The following is an 18,782-nucleotide window of genomic DNA, read 5'->3' as shown; positions in this document are numbered from 1 at the left end:
GGGGACGCAGCGCCTGTGAAATGAACCAGAGAGGTCCGAAGGGGAGAGGGCGTGGAACTGAATACCGCGATCGCCGGCATGGCCGAAGCCGAAAAAGGCGCGTCCCGCCTCTCCCGAGGGGGGCTGGTCAGCGCCACGCTGGTGGGATTGGTGGGGGCGGTGGTGATCTTCATCACGCCCGGATTTCTCGCCCTCATCGCCCAGAAGACCGGGTTCAACGACGACCAGCTTGGCTATCTGGCGGCGTGGGACATCAATGCGATGGGCGTCGCCATCGGCCTGAGCACCTTTGCCCTGGCACGGGTGCGCTGGCGGCTCGCGGTCGGCGTGGCGCTCGGCCTGATCGTCGCGGGCAATCTCCTTACCGCTGCGGTCGCTAGCTTTCCGGCGCTGGCGGCTGCGCGCGTCCTCGCCGGGGCGGGCGAGGGCATCGCGATCGGCTTCAGCTTCGCGGCACTGGGCCGGGCGGCCAATGCGGATCGTGCCTTCGCCATCTATCTGGTGGTCGGTGCGCTGCTCAGCGCCGCGTTCCTCTATGCCCTGCCAGCAATCCAGGCGGCCATATCGCCCGAGCTGGCCTTTATCGCCTTCGCGGTGTTGACGGCGCTTGTCCTGCCGTCGCTGCGATACTTTCCGGACGGAAGCCGCGACGAACCTGATATTTTCGCCGGTGGCGGCAAGCTTGACTGGAAGCTAACGATCGGCGCGCTTTCGAGCGTGTTCCTGCTATTCTTCGCTATCAGCGCTGCGTGGAGCTATTCGGAGCGCATCGGGCAGGCCAGCGCGCTCGCCGGCACCGTGGTCGCCAAGGGGCTTTCGCTCGGCACCATGGCCGGCGTCGTGGGCGCCGGACTGGCGGGGGTGCTGCCGCGCCGCTGGGGGCGATCCTGGCCGTTGGCTATTTCGGGAGTGACCGGCGTGATCAGCTTCGTGCTGTTCATGGGGCATGTCTCGCCTGGCGCCTTCGTGCTGGCTGCGGCGCTGCTGATGTTCAGCTGGAACTTCGCGCAGCCGCTGATGTCGGGCATGTGCGCCGAGGCATGCAGCCGCGGACGTGTGGTGTGTGCGATGGGATCGATCCAGACCTTCGGAACCGGCCTTGGCCCCGCCGCCGGGGCCGCCACGCTCTTCACCGGGTCGTTCAACCTGATGCTCGGCATGAGCGCGGCGCTGCTCGTGCTCAGTGTTCTGATCGGCGTGTGGACGATCTTCGCCGAAGGGCAGCGGGCGGGGCACTGACGCGGTCTCGGCAGGCTGCGAGTTTTCCGGACCTTCGTTGAGCAGGCGCTATTTTGATCGCGCTAAATATCTAGCTTTAACGGCCGAACGAGCGGCGAAACCCGCGGTTTCGACGCTCGTCCAGCCCCTCAGCTTCAGAGGAAGACGGCGCGCGAAAGGCCGCCGTCGACCGCGATCGACTCACCGGTAATGCCGCTGCCAAGCTTCGAGCAGAGGAACACGATCGGATCCGCTACTTCCTCGACTTCCAGCATGCGCTTTACGGCCGCCGGGGCTGCCGCTTCGCGCTCGATGATGGCGTCGACACTGGTCCCTTCTTCGGCGGCGATTTCCGCGAACCATTCCTCGATATGCTCGGTGCGGGTCACGCCCGGGTGGATGATGTTCACGGTAATGCCGTCCTTGCCCACTTCGTCGGAAAGGGTCTTGGTGAAATGCACCAGCGCAGTGTTACGCATGCCCGACAGTGCCTCCGTGCACCGCGCAGTCAGACCGCCGACATTGACGATGCGCCCCCAGCCGGCCTTGCGCATGTGCGGCACGCAGGCCTTTGCCGTGCGGAAATAGCCGAACAGCTTGGTGTTGAGGTCGAGCATCAACATGTCTTCGTCGGCCAGTTCGATCGCGTTGCGCACCAGCCCGCCCGGCGCCGCCGCGCAATTGACGAGGATGTGGACGGCGCCGAATCGCTCCACGGTGGCAGCGACCAGCGCCTCCACTGATTCCTTCGAGGTGGTGTCGGTGCTGACCGCCAGGACTTCTCCGCCGGTCGCCGCCCGAAGCTCTTCCGCCGCGGCATCGAGCTTGGACTTGGTCCGCGCAGCGATCACCACCTTGGCGCCCGCCAGCAGGAGCTTGCGCGCCGTTTCCTTGCCGATCCCGACACCGCCGCCGGTGATGATGGCGACCTTGTCCTTCAATCCCAGTTCCAGAGACATTCCGCTTCTCCTATCAAAGTCGTGCATCGAGCATCACACGCGCCCCGTCCACATCGCCGAAGCGCACGCGGATCGTGTCGCCGCTGGCGATCTCCGTGGCACCGGTGCAGGTGCCCGAAGCGATCAACTGTTCCCGCTTGAGTGCGTAGCCCTCATGCTCCCGCAGCCAATTGGCGAGCCAGACCAGCGCGTCCAGCGGATCGTTCAGGACGGCGGCGGTGGAACCTTCGACCGGGGCATCGGCGTTGCGGAGCAGGCGGACGGGCATGTCCGCAAAGCGGTCTTCCCAAGTGTCGGCCAGCTTGCGCCCCCATACCAGGCCGTGCGCCATCACATTGTCCGCAACCAGCTGCTGCAGCGACAGCTCGCTCGACTCGAACCGCGTCCGGACGATCTCGATGCCCGCATAGATGCCCTTCAGGGCTCCGCTCAGATCGTCGCGCGTATAGGGCCTGTCTTGCTGGGGCAGGTCTTTACCGAGCTCGAAGACGAGTTCCGCCTCGGCATACATTTCGCCGCCGAGAGCGCGGATGGTGCTGCCGTCCGAGTAGATCGCGCTGGCCGGGAGGCGGCCGATTACGGGTTCATGGGTGCCGAACGCCGCCCGTGCGCCCGCGCTGGTGACGCCCAGCTTCCAAAGCATCACGGGAAGGCCGTTCCGCCCCGCAAGGCGGCGCTGCACCGCATAGGCGGCCGTAAGGTCTGGAACCAGCATCGCGTTCGACACCGGGCTGCCGGACGCGCCGTGCGCGGCGCGGAGCGCTTCTTCCAATGTCGTCAACTCATCCGCCACGCTGCGCCTCCTCTGCCTTTCTTATTGTCCATCCTGTGCAACAACGAAATATGAAAATCTAGTATTGTTTACACGAAGTGGATGCGTTAGGCAGAGATTGAAAGCGGCGGCGCATGCAATCGCGTCGCCCACGCAGCTAGTCGAGGGGTGAGGCCATGAACGATCTGTCTCCAGCATTCGCCAAGGCAGAGGCAATCGGTGCCAGGCTTGCGCAGCGGCCTCTGGGCCTCATCATCGATGGCAAGTCGGTGCAGGCCCAATCGGGCAAGACCTTCGCGACGGTCAATCCGGCGACAGGCAAGGAGCTCTGTCAGGTTGCCGAAGGCGGCGTTGCCGATGTCGACCTCGCGGTGCAGGCAGCGCGCCGGGCGCTGAACAACCCGGTGTGGCGTGACATGAGTGCGGTCGATCGTTCGGCGCTGCTCAACCGGCTGGCCGATCTGATCGAGCGGGACGCCGCTGAGCTGGCCGTGCTAGAATGCATGGACAATGGCAAGCCGGCGACGCTCACCCAGGCGGTGGAGATCGAGGGCTCGATCAAGACCTTTCGTTATTTTGCCGGCTGGCCGACCAAGTTCGGCGGGGAGACCCTGCCGGTGTCTCCGCGCAGCGGCGCCAAGATTCTCAACTACACGTTGCGCGAGCCGGTTGGGGTCTGCGGTCTGATCGTGCCGTGGAACTATCCGATGTCGATGGCGGCGTGGAAGGTTGCGCCGGCGCTCGCCGCTGGCTGCACGGTCATCCTCAAGCCCGCCGAGCAGACGCCGCTCACTGCGCTGCGGCTGGCCGAGCTTGCGCTGGAAGCTGGTGTGCCGGCTGGCGTATTCAACGTCATCACCGGCTTCGGTGAGGCGGGCGCGGCGCTGGTCGATCATCCGGGCGTGGACAAGGTTGCCTTCACCGGCTCGACCGAAGTCGGGAAAGCGATTGTCCGCGGCTCGACGGTCAACCTCAAGAAGGTCAGCCTGGAACTGGGCGGCAAGTCGCCGCAGATCGTGCTCCCCGATGCCGATCTCGATGCGGCGGCGGCGTCGATTGCAGCGGGCATTTTCTTCAATCAGGGGCAGACCTGCACGGCGGGCTCTCGGCTTTATGCCCATGCCTCGATCCATGACGACCTGCTGGCCCGGGTCGCCGATCATGCTGCGCGGCTGACGATCGGCAACGGCCTCGATCCGACGGTCAATTTCGGCCCGCTCGTCTCGCAGGAGCAATGGGACCGGGTGAGCTCCTATGTGGAGATCGGTCAGAATGAAGGGGCTGAACTGGTCACCGGCGGTGGCCGGCCGGCGGGGCTGGACGAGGGCTTCTTCTTTCAGCCGACGATTCTCGCCAATGCCGGGCGCGACATGCGCATCGTCAAGGAAGAGATTTTCGGCCCGGTACTGAGTGCGCTGTCCTGGAGCGACGTGGAGGATCTGGTCGATCAGGCCAATGATTCCGATTTTGGCCTCTCTGCCGGCATCTGGACCAACAACCTGAAGCAAGCGCATCGCATGGCTGCCGCGGTCAAGGCCGGCACCGTGTGGGTCAATTGCTTCAACATGGTCGACAACGCCACGCCGTTCGGCGGCTTCAAGCAATCCGGCTGGGGACGCGAGCATGGCCGCCAGGCGATGGAACTCTACAGCGAAATCAAGAGCGTGTGGGTGAACCTCAGCTAAGGCAGCACGCTGCCGCACGACCTCACGAAACGAACAGGAGCGGACATGAGCAGGACGATGATCGTCGCCACCGATGGCCAGGCGGTGATGCGCACCCATGATGACGGGAAGAGCTGGTATCGGATCAACATCCGGCAGGACCTGGAATATGATGATCGTGTCCGCTGCCTGCTGGTCGATCCTGCCAATCCGGAAGCGCTCTTCGCCGGCGCGGAGAAGGGACTGTTCTATAGTGCTGACCATGGCGTCCACTGGAAGCGGATCGACTGTGCGCTGAACGGCTATGCCGTTTGGAAGCTGGTGGCCAGTGAGAGCGACCCCAAGATCCTCTATGCTGGCACCGGCGCGCCCTCGCGATCGATCCTGTTCCGCTCGAAGGACGGTGGCCAGACCTGGGAGCGTACCCCGCTGGAAATGCCGGAGTTCTGTGCCGGCGTGAATCGGCCGCGGATGCTCGCGCTCGCTGTCGATCCCGACGATGCGATGGACGTTTGGGCCGGCGTGGAAGAGGGCGGCCTCCACCGCAGCCGCGACGGCGGCGACAGCTGGGAGCGGATCGACACCAGCTGGAGTGAGTTCGGCGGTAATTCCGACATCCACGATATCGTGATCCTGAAGCAGGACGATGGATCGCGCGTGCACCTCGCCCTTACGGTGATCGCGCTCTATCGTTCGACCGATGACGGCAAGACCTGGACCCGCACCGTCGCCAAGGAGGCATGGGGCCTGCGCTATTCGCGGCTGCTGATGCGCAAGCCGGGCAGCAATCGCGAGATCGCCGTGGGCATCGGCGACGGCACGCCGGGTACGACGGCAGCGATCCTTAACTCGGTGGATGCTGGCGAGACCTGGACGCGCGCCGAGCTGGACCGTCCGTCCAACTCGTGCATGTGGGCCTTTGGCAATAATCCCGCCGATCCCGATTTCCTGCTGGCCGCCAGCAAGTTCGGCTATCTCTATCGCTCCACCGATGGCGGTCGCACCTGGGCCAAGGAGTGGCGCGAGTTCAACGAGATCACCGATCTGGCCTGGGTGCCGGGTGTTCCCTCCGATCTGGGGCTGCCGCATGTCACAGCATGAGACCTCGCCGATCCACATCGACCGGATCGCCCATATCGTTCTGTTCGTGAAGGATCCCGAAGCCTCGGCCAAATGGTACGCCGAGGTGCTGAACATGAAGCTCGTCGCGCGTGCGGCGGACGGCCCTTACAAGGGTGGCGTGTTCATGAGCTTCGGCCTCAGCGATCACGACATCGCGCTGTTCCCCTCCGAGGAGGGTGCGAGCAAGGGCAAGGAGTTCGAGCATGTCGGCCTGATGCTGGCCGGCACGAGCATGGACGATCTGCGCCGCAACTATGAATTTTTCCGTGCGCGCGGGGTGGAGATTGCCGAGATCCTGGATCACGGCGTCTCGACCGGCATCTATTTCTATGACCCGGACGGCCACATGCTGGAGGTCATCTGCCAGCGCGTGCCGCAGGCGGATGGCGCTGCGCAGGCGGAACTCGGCCGGAATCAGGGCCAGGCCGATCCCGTCGATCCGGCCGCACTGTGAAATGCCCGCTGCGGCAGACATTCTAGGGAGAGTATCATGACGACCTATGCGCCGAATTTCGGCCCGTTCCACATTCGCAAATGGTTCAGCCAGGTCGAGGAAATCTGGGCCGGCGAAACGGGCGCGGCGGCGGACGGTTCACCGCTGTTCAAGTATATGATCGGTGCGTGCATCAAGAACCCCTATGCGGGCCAGTTTGTCGAGGATCTCTCCGCCTGGATCGAGGCATCGCCTGCGCTGGGCGTCGAGATCGGCCGGCGGCTGAATGCGCTGTCGGGCGGCGCGAAGATCGAAAGCTATGGCAAGGCGATTCTGGTCGGCATCGACGGCGAATATGAGCATGGCAATGCGCTGCTGACCAATCCGGCCGCCAATCCGGTGCGCGATGCGGTGGGGGGCGGTGCTTCCTGGGTGCCGTCGACCGGCAAACGCGGCGTGCCGGGGACCATCCTCGACATTCCGTTCGGCCACAAGGATGCGCTGTACGTACGCTCGCACTATGACACGATGAGCGTCTCGTTCGACGACGCGCCCAATCGCGATGAAGTGATCGTGTGCTGGGTGTTTGCCACCCGCGGTCGTCTCAATGCGCGGCTCGGCGGCCTGAAGGCCGAAGACGCCGAAGGCAACGGGCTGACCTGAGCCATGACCACCGGGCCTGCCGTCTCCGTTGCGCCGCCGCAGCCGATTCCCCTGCTGGAGGGGGAGAAGACGCAGCGGATCGCCAATGGATCGATCAGCCTCAATGTGCGCGTGTGGGGGGACGAGGCGGCGCCCGCCATCGTCCTCCTGCATGGCCTGCGCGGCTATTCCGGCACCTGGCGCGGCCTTGCTGCATCACTGTGGGATCGCCGCCTCATCGCCTTCGATGCGCGGGGGCGGGGGGAGAGCGACTGGGACCCGGATCGCAACTATTATACCGACGCCTATCTCTCCGACCTGGAGTGCGTGGTGGATACGCTGGGGCTGGAGCATTTTATCCTCCTTGGCCATTCGATGGGAGGGACGACCTCCTATTGTTACGCGGCGCGCCATCCCGATCGGCTCGATGGCCTGATCGTCGAAGACATTACTGCCGGTTCCTCCGCCTCGGGCGCGGGCGCGGAGCGGATCAAGCGCGAAATGGCCGCGCTGCCGATCCGTTTTGCCGATTGGGGTGAGGCGCGCGCCTATTGGCGGGCGCTGCGGCCCAATGTCGCCGATGCGGCGATCGAGGAGCGGCTGTTCGAATCGATGCGCGCCGATGCCGATGGCGGGGTCGTGTGGCGCTATGACGCGGAAGGCATCGCCGCCACGCGGGTGACGCCGGACCCGGCACGGGTGGTGGATCTCCAGCCGGTGATCGAAGCGATTCGTACGCCGACGCTGGTCATTCGCGGCGGACGATCGGATTTCTGCAATCTGGCGATGGTTCAGCAGCTTGAATCGCGTAACCCTGCCCTGACCCATGCCACCGTCGCTGAGGCATCGCACTATGTGCATGACGACGCGCCGACGGCGTTCGAACGCCTGGTGGAGGGTTTCCTGGCCGGGCTCGATGCCTGCCGCGGCGCCCCGTGCAGCTAGAAGAGGTATATCGTGAACAGCCAAACTGCCGTCGAAGCGCCGCCCGCCCAGCGGTTGGGCGCCGATCTCCTGATTGACAGCCTGTATCGCGGCGGCGCGCGCATCTGCTTCGCCAATCCCGGTACGACCGAACTCGGGCTGGTCAGCGCACTGGCCCGCGACGGACGGCTGCGCTGCGTGTTGAGCCTGTTCGAGGGCGTGTGCACGGGCGCGGCGGATGGTTATGCGCGCGTCTCCGGCGAGGTGCCGCTCACCCTGCTGCACCTGGGTCCGGGTTTCGCGAACGGCATCGCCAATCTCCACAATGCGCGCCGGGCGGGCTCGCGCATCGTCAACTTGATCGGCGACCACGCCACCTGGCATCTGGCCGCCGATGCGCCGCTCACGTCCGACATTCGCTCGCTGGCCTCGCCGGTGTCGAAGGAAGTGATCTATCTGGGCAAGGTCGCGGACATCGAGACCGGGGTGACCGCAGCCTTTGCCGCGACGCGCCGGGACGGCGGCGGCGCCGCGACGCTGGTGATCCCAACCGATGTCGTCGATGCGGCGGCGCCGAACGAGGTTGCACCTGCTGCGGAGGCCGTCGCAGGGCGGGCTGCGGTCGCGGACGCGGTGATCGAAAATGCCGCGACCGGGCTGGCCGGGGCGGGCGAGGTGCTGGTGCTCCTCGGTGCCGATGCGCTGTGCGAACGCGGCATCCGCGCCGGCGCGCGCATCGCGGCGAAGCTCGGCGGGCGGCTGCTCATGGAGCCCTATCCGCCCATCGTCACCCTGGGCGGCGATCTGCCGGTAGTGGAACGCCAAGCCTATTTCCCCGACGACGTCACCGCCCAGATGGGCAATGCGACGGTTCTCTTAGCCGGTGCGCGCGCGCCGATCAGCTATTTCGGCTATGAGGGCTGGCCGAGCCAACTGGTGCCGGACTCGCGCCTGGTGACGCTCGCCGCAGCCGGAGACGACGCCGTCGATGCGCTAGAGCGCCTTGTCGCGGCGATCGGCGCTACGGACGCAGTGATAGCGTCCGTGCCGGCAGCAAAGCCGGCCTCGAACCCGCAAGATGCGCTTTCCGCAGCGTCGGTCGTCGAGGAACTGATCGTCCAGCTGCCCGAAGACGCGATCATTTCGCTCGAGGGCTCGACGCTCGGCGGCCCATGGCTGCGCAACGCCCATCGCGCGCGGCAGCATCGGGTGATGACCAATACCGGCGGTGCGATTGGGCAGGGCCTGCCCTGCGCGGTCGGCGCGGCACTCGCGGCACCCAACCGGCGGATTGTGTCGCTCCAGTCCGATGGCAGCGCGCAATACACGCTCCAGTCGCTATGGACGATGGCGCGCGAGGGGCTGAAGGTGACGGTGATCATCGCCGCCAACCACCGCTATGCGATCCTCCAGACCGAGCTGACGCGCGCATCGGTGCCGCTCGACGACGCTGTCACTGCCGACCTTACCCGGCTCGACAAGCCGCGGATCGACTGGGTTGCGCTGGCGACGGGTTATGGCGTTGAGGCGATACGGGCGACCACCAATGCGGAGCTTGCGGCGGCGCTCGAAAAGGGGCTGGCGCTCGATGGCCCGCTGTTGATTCAGGCGGAGCTGCCATGAGCGACGCGCACCCCGTCGCCATCCTGACCGGCGCCAGCGGCGGCCTCGTTCCCGGCATCGCCGATGCGCTGGCGCGGGCTGGCTTCGCTCTGGTGCTGACCGCCCGTGGGCTCGACCGTCTGCAAACGGCGGCGGCGGCGCTTGCCGCCGCGCATGCGGTCCCGGTGACCGCGATCGCGTCTGATGCCTGCGACAGCGGCTCGATCCAGGCGCTTGTGCGCCAGGTGCTCGACCGTTTCGGCCGCATCGACGTGCTGGTGAACGCGGCGGCGAGTTCTACCCCGATCGGCGGACCGATCGAGGGAATCGATGTGGACCTGCTGATCGAGGCTATGGACGTCAAGGTCGGGGGCTATCTGCGCTATACCCAGGCGGTCGTTCCGGCCATGAAGGCGGCGGGTCGCGGGCACATCGTCAACATCGGCGGACTCACCGGCCGCTCGAGCGACACGCTGAGCGGGCTGCGCAACGCGGCGGTGTCGCACCTCACCAAGGTGCTGTCGGACCAACTCGCCCCGGCCGGCATTTCAGTCAACACGGTGAACCCCGGCATCGTGCGCACGCCGCATCTGGCGGAGCTGTTCCACGAAATGGCCGAGGAGCGCGGCCTTTCGGCGGCGGACATCGAGGGAGAATTTCTGGCGGACATTCCCGCCCGCACCATTCTCGAGCCGAGCGACATCGGCCGCATGGTGGCGTTCCTGGCGCTGGCCGAGGGGCCGCTGGTTACGGGCGAGTCGCTGACGGTGGACGGCGGCTATTCGCGCGGTGTCTATCTTTGAGGGGGAGCATGGCAATGCAGGACCGACAGGGACAAGCGACCGAGAAATACCCGCTTTCGATGCGCGTGCTGCACTGGCTTCGCGCAGCGATCATCCTCAGCTTGATTGCATCGGGCTGGTACATGACTCGCCTGCCCGAGAGCACCACGCCGCAATGGGTTTATCAAATTTTCTATCCCAATCACAAGCAGTTCGGCGTGCTGGTCTGGCTGCTGGCGATCGTCCACCTGCTGTTACGCTGGCGCTATCGCAAGCTGTTGCCGCACGAGCCCGAGGCACTGAAGCCGTGGGAAAAGATGCTGTCGCACATCGTCCACCGGCTGATCATGGCGTTCACCCTGCTGATCCCGATGCTCGGTTATGCGATGTCGTCGAGCTTTACCCAGAGCGACGGCGTGCCCTTCTTCTTTTTCGGGCAGGTGCCCGAGCTGCTGCCGAAGAACGACAAGGCATTCGCGGTGTTCGACACGCTGCATGCCTATAGCGCCTATATTCTGCTCGGACTGATCGCGTTGCACGTCGGTGGGGCCATCAAGCATCGACTGCAGGACCGCAACGGCCCCACCGATGTCCTGCGCCGCATGTTCTGAGGCCTACCACCCAACACCCACGGGGATTTGAGATGACCAAGGACGATGCCCTGCAGCTGCTGCGGCAGGACCATTTCGACGCAGCTGGCCTGCCGGTGCAAAATCCCGCCGACGGCAGCCTGGTCGCGACGGTCCGGCGCTATGATGTTTCCGCGTTGACTGGCATCATCGAGCGAGCCGACGCCGCCCGGGTGGAATGGGCAGCGCGCACGGCAAAGGCCCGTAGCGACGTGCTGCGCGCCTGGTACGACCTGATCGTCGAAAACACCGAAGCGCTGGCACTGCTGATGACGCTCGAAAGCGGCAAGCCGCTGGATGAGGCGCGGGGCGAGGTGCGCTACGGCGCGGCGTTCGTCGAATGGTTTTCGGAAGAAGCGCGCCGCGCCTATGGCGAGGTGATCCCCTCGCACGCGCCCGGCAAGCGCATCGTCACGCTGCGGCAGCCGGTGGGTACCTGCGCCGCGATCACGCCGTGGAACTTTCCCGTGGCCATGATCACGCGAAAGGTCGCGCCCGCCCTGGCGGCCGGCTGCTCGATCATCGTCAAGCCAGCCGAACTGACGCCGCTTTCGGCGCTGGCGCTGGAAACGCTGGCGCAGCGGGCAGGCGTGCCGCACGACCTGTTCCGCGTGGCGCCGGCGGTTCGTTCGGCCGATGCCGGCGACCTGTTCTGCACCCATCCGCTGGTGCGAAAGATCAGCTTCACAGGATCGACCCGGGTCGGCAAGATCATCATGGCCAAGGCAGCAGGCCAGGTGAAGCGGCTGAGCCTCGAACTCGGCGGCAATGCGCCCTTTATCGTGTTCGACGATGCCGATCTGGACAAGGCCGTGGACGGCGCAATCGCTTCGCGGTTCCGCAATGCCGGCCAGACCTGCGTCTGCGCGAACCGCTTCCTCGTCCAGCAGGGCGTGTATCAGCAGTTCATCGAGAAGCTTTCGGCGCGTGTCGACGCGATCCGGGTGGGCGACAGTGTGTCCTGTCCGGCGGCCATGGGCCCGCTGATCACCGAGGCCGAGGCGCAGCGCGTTGCCGAACTGGTGCGCCACGCCGAAAGCGAAGGGGCGGTCGTGGTCGGATCGCCGCCCGCGGTGCCGGCCGGTGGCGCGTTCCACCCGCCGGTCGTGCTCGCCGGTGTCACGCCCGGGATGACGATCGCGCACGAAGAGATATTCGGACCGGTCGCGCCGGTGCTTGCCTTTACCGACGAGCAGGAAGCGTTGCGCGTCGCCAACGATACGCCGTTCGGCCTGGCTGCCTATGTCTACACCGGCGATACCGCGCGGCAGTGGCGCATGATGGAGGGGCTGGAATATGGCATGGTCGGCGTGAACGACGGCCTGATTTCCACCGAAGTGGCACCCTTCGGTGGCGTGAAGGAATCAGGCTTCGGGCGCGAGGGCTCGCATCATGGGCTGGCCGACTATCTGTCGATCAAATACTGCCTCATCGGCAATCTCTAGAACCTGCGAAGAGGCGAGCCATGGCAAGCGATTCCGAACGGTTCGAACAGGGGCTGGCGCTGCGCAGTGAAGTGCTGGGCGCCGACTATGTGGCCACGTCGCTGGCCAATGCCGATGATTTCACCCGCCCGATGCAGGAGCTGTCGACCCGCTATTGCTGGGGTGACATCTGGTCGCGCGACGGCTTGTCGCGCCGCGATCGCAGCCTGCTCAATCTGGGCATGATCAGCGCGCTCAATCGTCCGCATGAGTTGAAGCTGCACGTCAAGGCTGCACTCCGCAACGGACTGACGCGCGAGGAAATCTGCGAGGCAATGCTGCAGGTCGCGGTCTATTGCGGCGTTCCGGCAGGCATGGATTCAACGCGCATCGCCCGCGCGGCGATCGCGGAGTTCGACGCCGAACAGGCCGGGAGCGGCACGGCGGAGTGACGATGGAGGGGGCGTAGGTGCCCCCTGCCTTACGCCGCTCTCGCATGTGGCCGGAAGGCGCAAGCAGCGAAATATCAGCCATCGCCCTGGCGGAAGCGGGGAAAAAAGAGGTCTTCGATCCGGCGCGATCGTCCTGCACTGACGCGGGCCGGGATCCTCGGCCTTGCCGGTCGCCGAAACGACGTCGTCGGCTGGGGTACACCCGGCCGAAGATGCGCCAGATACCGCATTGTGGCCGGCGCTGACCCCTGGGACGGGATCAGCGCCGAGCACTCAATATTTCCAGCCGAGGCTGGCGCCGATCCAGCGCGGCCGGGCATAGGTGCTCTGCGCCGAACCGAGCGACAGGCTATTGTCAAGGTCGTAGACCCGGTAGCGGCGATCGGTCAGGTTGTTGACAAAGCCTGCCACGGTCCAGCTTCCCCGCGTGAAGCTGATCCGCGCGTTGCCCACGACGTGGCTGCGCTCGAAGTCGATCGGCGCGTTGAACGTCGAGAAATAGGACCCGCCGTCATACCGCCAGTCGGTGTCGATCGAGGCCTGGCCGCCTGCGACGGCGAAGCTGTAGCCTGCGTTCCAGCCAACGCTCCATTCGGGCGCCTGCGGCATAACCCGGTCGGTGACGCGACCGGACGGCAAGGCTACGTTGCTGATCTTGGTGTCGAGATAGGTGACGAACGCACCGAGGCGCATTCCCTGTAGCGGGCGGGCGTTCAGCTCGAGCTCGGCTCCCGATACCTTGGCAGGCAGATTGGTGATCACCGCCGTCAGGCCCTGAATGATGAAGGCCTGATAGTCGCTATAGTCGTAATGGAACACGGCGCCGGACACATCCAGCTTGCGGTCGAGCGCCGAGATCTTGAAGCCGGCTTCGTAGCTGGTCAGCACTTCCTGGCGATAAGGGATCGTCTCGACCAGATAGCGGGCGTTGGCATCCTGGATCAGGAAGTTCGGAATGTCGAACCCGCCGCTCTTGGTGCCGCGGTTTGCCGAGGCGTAGAACAGCACGTCGGTCGCCGGACGGAACTCCAGGCCCGCCTTGCCGGACCAGTTCCGATAATATTGCACGGCCAGCGGGTTGTTGTCCGGATTGAAGGTGACGTCGACGCCATTCAGCGTAACCGGGCCGGTGGTATAGCCATAGCTGCCGACCACCGAGTGGCTGTACCAGTCACTCTTGCGATCCCAGCTGTAACGCGCGCCTAGCGTCAGCGTCAGCTTGGGTGTCAGCTTATAGTCGAGCTGGCCGAAGGGCGCGAAGGACTGGGTGTGCTGCGGCCCGCCGGCCTGCAGCCGGCCGACGAGGAAGCCGGGGATGTTGCCGTCGATCGTCGCGCGGGCATTCGCATCGATGTAGAGCCCGTACAGACCGGCAACCCAGGTCAGGCGGTCATATTTGCCGGTCAGCCGCAGCTCCTGCGACACCTGCCACTGCGTCTGGTTCTGGTAATAGTTGAAGATGTTCAACGGCGTGCCATCCGTGTCTTCGCCGTAGAATTTCTTCACGCGCTGATAGTCGCTGATCGAGGTCAGGTCGATGTGATCGGTCAGCGGTTGTTCGTAGCGCGCCGTCGCGCTCCAATAGGTGCGCCGGAAGCGCGGTACGTTGTTCAGCGCCTGGCTGAACGGACCGCCGGTATTGATATAGCCCAGATTGTCGGTGGAGCCCGGAGCGGGGACGCCGAGGCCGTCCGCGTTCGGCTGCGCTGCCAGCCAGGAATAGGGCGCGCTCGTCTCGCCGCGGTTCTGGAGATATTGCAGCTTCAGGCGGAACAGGCCGGCATCGCCGACATCGCTTTCGATCTGGAAGCGCCCGGCGAGGAAGTGGCGGCTGCCCACGTCGTCGCCGATGCGGTTCTCGATATAGCCGCCATAATGATCGGTGCTCACCGTCAGACGCGCGCGAACGCGATCGCTCAACGGACCGCTGACGAAGCCGTCGACGCCCACCTCGCCGAACGACCCAACGGTCACGGTGGCACCTGCCTGCAGATCGCGCGTCGGCTTGGCAGTGATATACTGCACAAGACCGCCCGTGGCGTTGCGGCCGAAGAGGGTGCCCTGCGGGCCGCGCAGCACTTCGATCCGTTCGAGGTCGAAATTCTGGCCGCTGATCGCCGAAAGGGCGGCGCCATAGACTTCGTCGTTATAGAAGGCGATCGGCGCCTCCTGACTGTCGGCAAAGTCGTTCTGCGAGACGCCGCGGATGTTGAACGAGACCGTCGTAGGGCTGAACTGTTGCACCTGGAAGCTGGGCACATGGTTGACCAGCGCGGTCACGTCCTGATGGCCGACCGCCTTCAGCCCTTCCTGCCCGATCGCGGAAATGGCGAGCGGCACGTCGCGCAGGCTCTGCTGGCGCTTTTGTGCAGTCACAATGATTTCGGAGTCGGGAGCCGGCGCGGGGGCTTCCTTGGCGGAGGTCTGCGCATTGTCTTGCGTGGAGGAGGCAGTTTGCGCGCGTGCTGTCGCCGTGAACGGCAGCAGAGAGACTGCGGCAAGCAACACAAGGCGAACACGGTGGGTTTGTTCGGACATAGCTCCCCTCTTCGCGAATAGGCGACTGCCGCGAACGTGCGGCGCGATTCCTGCTGCGGACTCCTCCGTTTACCCGGAGGCAATTATTACTGTTTGTGGGGCAGCATTGTTGCGATGATTCAATAAAAACGCAACGGGAAACTTGAGGGGGCGTATGCTGGTGTCGAAGACACCTCGCCTATCACGCGATTATCTATATTACATTGATATAAAACGAAATTATTCATTTTAATGAGTTGCAAATATGTAACAATGTCAAGAAAATGAGTGAGTGATGTGCACTAGGGGAACGGGGTGAGTGATGCCGCGCGAATCGGTTTTCACGACCTCGCCGCGCGGCATCGCGCCCGCTACGTGGCTGCGCCGGCAAGTCAGGCGCGTGCGGCCACCACATCGATTTCGACGAAATACTCCTCGCTTGCCAGGCGCGGCACGAACAGCATCGTAGCAGCCGGTTTGATATCGCCGAACACCGAGTGGCGCATGGTTCGCAGCGATACCGGATCGATCGGTTTGGTAACGTAGGTCGTGAGCTTGACGATATTCTCCGGCGACAGGCCTTCTGCCCGGAGGATTGTGGCAATCGTCGTGATCGTCTGCAGATATTGGTCGTCAATGGACGTGGAAACGGTGCCATCGGGCCGTTCACCGACCTGGCCGGACAGGAAAATCAACTCCGTCCCGGCGCGGACTGCGGCAACGTGCGAATAGGGCCCATAGGGCGGGGTAACGCCATCGGGACTGCTGAAGCGGATGCAATGAGGCAAAGTGGTTCTCCCTCGGAACTGAGCACGGAGGAAGGTGACATGGAATTGAACGATACGCAACAACGGAGGTTAAAACGCTATTATTGTTGCAAATGATCAATAATGTCCTTACTGGGGTCATCGCCAGCTAGGGATGGAGATGGTTGGCTTTCGCTTGACATCGGGGAGGTGAGTTTGCGCAGCACGCAGTACGACATTCTGTTCGAGCCGGTGCAGATCGGGCCGGTCACCGCACGCAACCGCTTTTACCAGGTGCCGCATTGCAACGGCATGGGCCACCGGGCGCCGTCGGGCATGGCGGCGATGCGGCGGGTCAAGGCGGAAGGCGGCTGGGCTGTCGTCTGTACCGAAGTGTGCGAAATCCATCCTTCGGCCGACATCTCTCCGCACAACGAGGCGCGGCTATGGGACGACCGTGACATTCCGGCGCTCGCGCGCGCCGCCGATGCCATTCACGAATTCGGCTCGCTGGCCGGCGTGGAGCTCGGCCATCACGGCTTTCGGGCGCAGAACCGCATTTCGCGCGAAGTGCCGCTGGGGCCGTCGTCGCAGCCGGTGGTTTCCTATGATCCCGTTCAGTCGCGCGCGATGGACAAGGAGGACATTCGCAATCTCCGGCGCTGGCATCGCGCTGCGGCGCTGCGCGCGAAGCAGGCGGGGTTCGACCTGATCTATGTGTACGCCGCCCACGGCCTGACCACGCCGATGCAGTTTCTGTCGCGCCGCTACAATCAGCGGATCGACGAATATGGCGGCTCGCTCGAGAACCGCGCGCGGTTGCTGCGCGAGCTTATCGAGGAGACGCGCGACGCGGTGGGTGGCCGCTGCGCGGTGCCGGTGCGAATTTGCGTCGACGAACTGATCGGTCCGGCCGGCCTCTGTTCGGACGGCGAAGGCCGCGATGTAATCGAGATGCTCGCCGAAATGCCGGACCTGTGGGACATCACCGTCGGCGACTGGTCCAACGATTCACGCCCGTCGCGCTTCGGGCCTGAAGCACTGCACGAAGACTATGTCGCCTTCGTCAAGAAGGTGACCAGCAAGCCGGTAGTGTCCGTCGGGCGCTTCACCTCGCCCGATACGATGGTATCGCAGGTGCGTCGCGGCGTACTCGACATGATCGGCGCGGCGCGGCCATCAATCGCCGATCCGTTCCTGCCGAAGAAGATCGAAGAAGGCCGGCTCGACGATATTCGTGAGTGCATCGGGTGTAATATCTGCGCGGCGGCCGACAACACGTACACGCCGATCCGCTGCACCCAGAATCCCACCATGGGTGAGGAGTGGCGCCGCGGCTGGCACCCCGAGCGCATCCCCACGCAGCAGAGCCAGGATCGGGTGCTCGTTATCGGCGCCGGCCCGGCAGGGCTGGAATGCGCGGTGTCGCTGGGCAAGCGCGGCTACGAGGTCGGCCTAGCCGAGGCGACCACCGAACTGGGCGGTCGCGTGCTGCGCGAATCGCAACTCCCCGGCCTTTCCGCCTGGGGGCGCGTGCGCGACTACCGCATTGCCCAGCTGCACCAGCTTCCCAATGTCGAAGTCTATCTCGACAGCCGGATGGCAGCGGGCGACCTGCTCGAAGCCGGTTTCGATCGTATCGTCGTCGCAACCGGCGCGCACTGGCGGCGCGACGGGGTCGGTCGGTACCATCGTCAGGCGCCCGGTGGCTGGGATGCGGGCGCAATCTATACCCCCGACGACATCATGGCCGGCAGAATTCCGGAAGGGCCGGTGCTGCTGTTCGATGACGACCATTATTACATGGGCGGAGTTATTGCCGAGCGACTGCGCGATTTGGGCCGGGAAGTAACGTTGGTTACGCCGGCGGCGTTGGTTTCGAGCTGGACCGCAAACACGCTAGAACAGCCCCGCATCCAGGCACGCCTGCTCGAGAAGGGTGTCGAAATTCTCGCCAACCAGGGCGTCACTGCATTTGCGGAGGGGGCCGTGACATTGGCCTGTACCTTTACCGGCCGCAGCCGGCAGTTGCCGGCACAGTCGCTCGTGCTGGTGACGTCGCGCACAGCGGACGACGCTATTTACAGCGAGCTGACTGCCGATCGCGATGCGCTGCACGCGGCGGGGATCAAGTCGGTATCGCGCATCGGCGATGCGCTGGCGCCCGGGACGATCGCCGCAGCGGTATTTGGTGGCCACCGCTATGCTCGCGAATTCGAGTTTCCCGAAAACGATGCGGTGCCCTTCCTGCGCGAAATCTCCGAACTGGGACCGTGGGAGGTCTGCAGTCCGCAGTAAAGAACGACACGCCAGGCCCCCTCCCTAGTCGGCGCCCTGGCACTCATCGGTTCAGCGAAGGGATCAAGCGGATGGTGGGAGAATTCAAGCAGGCGATGCGGCGGCTGGCCAGCTCCGTCGCAATCGTAACGGGGGGAACCGGCGACGCATGGGCAGGCATCGCTGCCACTGCGGTCATGTCCGTGGCGGCCGACCCGCCGACGATCGTCGTTTCCATCAACCGGGAGTCGTCGCTCTTCCGGGTATTGCAACGGGGCGAGCGCTTCTGCGTGAACCTTCTCGCGACCCGTCACCAGGAAATGGTTCAGGCCTTTGGCGGTGCTTTGAAGGGCCGGGAACGGTTTGCCATCGGCGATTGGCAGCCGTCGGAAACCGGGCTCCCCGTCCTGCAAGATGCCGCAGCCTCTCTGGAGGCGCGGATCATATCGCGGATCGATGTCGCAACCCACACGCTGTTCGTCGGCGAAGTGGAGGCGATCGTCAATCATCCGGCGATCGATCCCCTAATCTGGGCAGACGGCCGCTCGGCTGCGCCCGCCTTTCTGGGCTGAAGGGCGCTTTTCCGCTGATCAGTTACAGGGTTTCCGCATGTCCGTGG

At 64.8% G+C, this 18,782-nt stretch carries 17 protein-coding genes; 13 read left to right on the top strand and 4 right to left on the bottom strand.

The window, feature by feature from the left end:
• Positions 1-51: 51 nt before the first annotated feature.
• Entirely contained in the window at positions 52-1,239 is a 1,188-nt protein-coding gene (locus tag ACT53K_RS08680; protein WP_476228198.1) for an MFS transporter, read from the top strand.
• Between the two features lie 134 nt (positions 1,240-1,373).
• Here the strand turns inward: ACT53K_RS08680 and ACT53K_RS08675 are convergent, their stop codons facing one another.
• Both ACT53K_RS08675 and ACT53K_RS08670 read right to left on the bottom strand, forming a co-directional pair.
• Positions 1,374-2,177: an SDR family NAD(P)-dependent oxidoreductase gene (locus ACT53K_RS08675; RefSeq protein WP_476228197.1), complete on the bottom strand. Its 804-nt coding sequence runs from the start codon at positions 2,175-2,177 to the stop codon at positions 1,374-1,376.
• 13 nt (positions 2,178-2,190) lie between these two features.
• Positions 2,191-2,970 carry a 2-keto-4-pentenoate hydratase gene (locus ACT53K_RS08670; protein ID WP_476228196.1) on the bottom strand — a complete coding sequence of 260 codons (780 nt, stop codon included), beginning with the start codon at positions 2,968-2,970 and terminating at the stop codon, positions 2,191-2,193.
• A gap of 155 nt (positions 2,971-3,125) precedes the next feature.
• On the opposite strand from ACT53K_RS08670, the gene ACT53K_RS08665 reads away from it, so the two are divergent.
• Genes ACT53K_RS08665 through ACT53K_RS08620 form a run of 10 tightly spaced genes read left to right on the top strand, consistent with a single transcriptional unit; the run spans position 3,126 to position 12,623 of the window.
• Entirely contained in the window at positions 3,126-4,634 is a 1,509-nt protein-coding gene (locus tag ACT53K_RS08665) for an aldehyde dehydrogenase family protein (protein ID WP_476228195.1), read from the top strand.
• 45 nt (positions 4,635-4,679) lie between these two features.
• Complete coding sequence (locus ACT53K_RS08660) at positions 4,680-5,714, top strand: WD40/YVTN/BNR-like repeat-containing protein (RefSeq protein WP_476228194.1); 1,035 nt, start codon at positions 4,680-4,682, stop codon at positions 5,712-5,714.
• Positions 5,701-6,189, top strand: coding sequence for a VOC family protein (locus ACT53K_RS08655; protein WP_476228193.1), 489 nt, complete (start codon positions 5,701-5,703; stop codon positions 6,187-6,189). The genes ACT53K_RS08660 and ACT53K_RS08655 overlap by 14 nt, the downstream gene beginning before the upstream one ends.
• Positions 6,190-6,225: 36 nt before the next feature.
• Complete coding sequence (locus ACT53K_RS08650; protein ID WP_476228192.1) at positions 6,226-6,831, top strand: amino acid synthesis family protein; 606 nt, start codon at positions 6,226-6,228, stop codon at positions 6,829-6,831.
• A 3-nt stretch (positions 6,832-6,834) separates the two neighbouring features.
• On the top strand, positions 6,835-7,755 hold the full coding sequence (locus ACT53K_RS08645) for an alpha/beta fold hydrolase (protein ID WP_476228191.1): 921 nt from the start codon (positions 6,835-6,837) through the stop codon (positions 7,753-7,755).
• A 12-nt stretch (positions 7,756-7,767) separates the two neighbouring features.
• Entirely contained in the window at positions 7,768-9,357 is a 1,590-nt protein-coding gene (locus ACT53K_RS08640) for an acetolactate synthase large subunit (RefSeq protein WP_476228190.1), read from the top strand.
• A complete protein-coding gene (locus ACT53K_RS08635; protein ID WP_476228189.1) occupies positions 9,354-10,139 on the top strand; it encodes an SDR family oxidoreductase in 786 nt (261 codons plus the stop codon). The genes ACT53K_RS08640 and ACT53K_RS08635 overlap by 4 nt, the downstream gene beginning before the upstream one ends.
• A 14-nt stretch (positions 10,140-10,153) precedes the next feature.
• On the top strand, positions 10,154-10,729 hold the full coding sequence (locus ACT53K_RS08630) for a cytochrome b (protein WP_476228188.1): 576 nt from the start codon (positions 10,154-10,156) through the stop codon (positions 10,727-10,729).
• Positions 10,730-10,761: 32 nt separating this feature from the next.
• Positions 10,762-12,192, top strand: a complete 1,431-nt coding sequence (locus tag ACT53K_RS08625; protein ID WP_476228187.1) for an NAD-dependent succinate-semialdehyde dehydrogenase — start codon at positions 10,762-10,764, stop codon at positions 12,190-12,192.
• A gap of 20 nt (positions 12,193-12,212) precedes the next feature.
• On the top strand, positions 12,213-12,623 hold the full coding sequence (locus tag ACT53K_RS08620) for a carboxymuconolactone decarboxylase family protein (protein ID WP_476228186.1): 411 nt from the start codon (positions 12,213-12,215) through the stop codon (positions 12,621-12,623).
• A gap of 273 nt (positions 12,624-12,896) precedes the next feature.
• Here the strand turns inward: ACT53K_RS08620 and ACT53K_RS08615 are convergent, their stop codons facing one another.
• Complete coding sequence (locus ACT53K_RS08615) at positions 12,897-15,161, bottom strand: TonB-dependent receptor (protein WP_476228185.1); 2,265 nt, start codon at positions 15,159-15,161, stop codon at positions 12,897-12,899.
• A gap of 371 nt (positions 15,162-15,532) precedes the next feature.
• Positions 15,533-15,928, bottom strand: coding sequence for a RidA family protein (locus ACT53K_RS08610; RefSeq protein WP_476228184.1), 396 nt, complete (start codon positions 15,926-15,928; stop codon positions 15,533-15,535).
• A gap of 174 nt (positions 15,929-16,102) precedes the next feature.
• Between ACT53K_RS08610 and ACT53K_RS08605 the strand changes: the two genes are divergently transcribed.
• Positions 16,103-18,184 (top strand): oxidoreductase, encoded by a 2,082-nt coding sequence (locus ACT53K_RS08605; RefSeq protein WP_476228183.1) that lies wholly within the window; start codon positions 16,103-16,105, stop codon positions 18,182-18,184.
• Between the two features lie 71 nt (positions 18,185-18,255).
• Entirely contained in the window at positions 18,256-18,735 is a 480-nt protein-coding gene (locus ACT53K_RS08600; protein WP_476228182.1) for a flavin reductase family protein, read from the top strand.
• Positions 18,736-18,782: the final 47 nt, after the last annotated feature.

It is taken from the genome of Sphingomonas sp. DMC8 (assembly GCF_056314185.1).
The sequence above is the reverse complement of the archived record's forward strand: the minus strand, read 5'-3'. Positions and strand labels throughout refer to the sequence as shown.

Bases quoted from the DNA above. Each gene is read 5' to 3' on its own strand.
- ACT53K_RS08625 (WP_476228187.1), top strand. From the start codon at position 10,762: ATGACCAAGGACGATGCCCTGCAGCTGCTGCGGCAGGACCATTTCGAC.
- ACT53K_RS08660 (WP_476228194.1), top strand. From the start codon at position 4,680: ATGAGCAGGACGATGATCGTCGCCACCGATGGCCAGGCGGTGATGCGC.
- ACT53K_RS08675 (WP_476228197.1), bottom strand. From the start codon at position 2,177: ATGTCTCTGGAACTGGGATTGAAGGACAAGGTCGCCATCATCACCGGC.
- ACT53K_RS08615 (WP_476228185.1), bottom strand. From the start codon at position 15,161: ATGTCCGAACAAACCCACCGTGTTCGCCTTGTGTTGCTTGCCGCAGTC.
- ACT53K_RS08665 (WP_476228195.1), top strand. From the start codon at position 3,126: ATGAACGATCTGTCTCCAGCATTCGCCAAGGCAGAGGCAATCGGTGCC.
- ACT53K_RS08635 (WP_476228189.1), top strand. From the start codon at position 9,354: ATGAGCGACGCGCACCCCGTCGCCATCCTGACCGGCGCCAGCGGCGGC.
- ACT53K_RS08630 (WP_476228188.1), top strand. From the start codon at position 10,154: ATGCAGGACCGACAGGGACAAGCGACCGAGAAATACCCGCTTTCGATG.
- ACT53K_RS08600 (WP_476228182.1), top strand. From the start codon at position 18,256: ATGGTGGGAGAATTCAAGCAGGCGATGCGGCGGCTGGCCAGCTCCGTC.
- ACT53K_RS08620 (WP_476228186.1), top strand. From the start codon at position 12,213: ATGGCAAGCGATTCCGAACGGTTCGAACAGGGGCTGGCGCTGCGCAGT.
- ACT53K_RS08650 (WP_476228192.1), top strand. From the start codon at position 6,226: ATGACGACCTATGCGCCGAATTTCGGCCCGTTCCACATTCGCAAATGG.
- ACT53K_RS08645 (WP_476228191.1), top strand. From the start codon at position 6,835: ATGACCACCGGGCCTGCCGTCTCCGTTGCGCCGCCGCAGCCGATTCCC.
- ACT53K_RS08655 (WP_476228193.1), top strand. From the start codon at position 5,701: ATGTCACAGCATGAGACCTCGCCGATCCACATCGACCGGATCGCCCAT.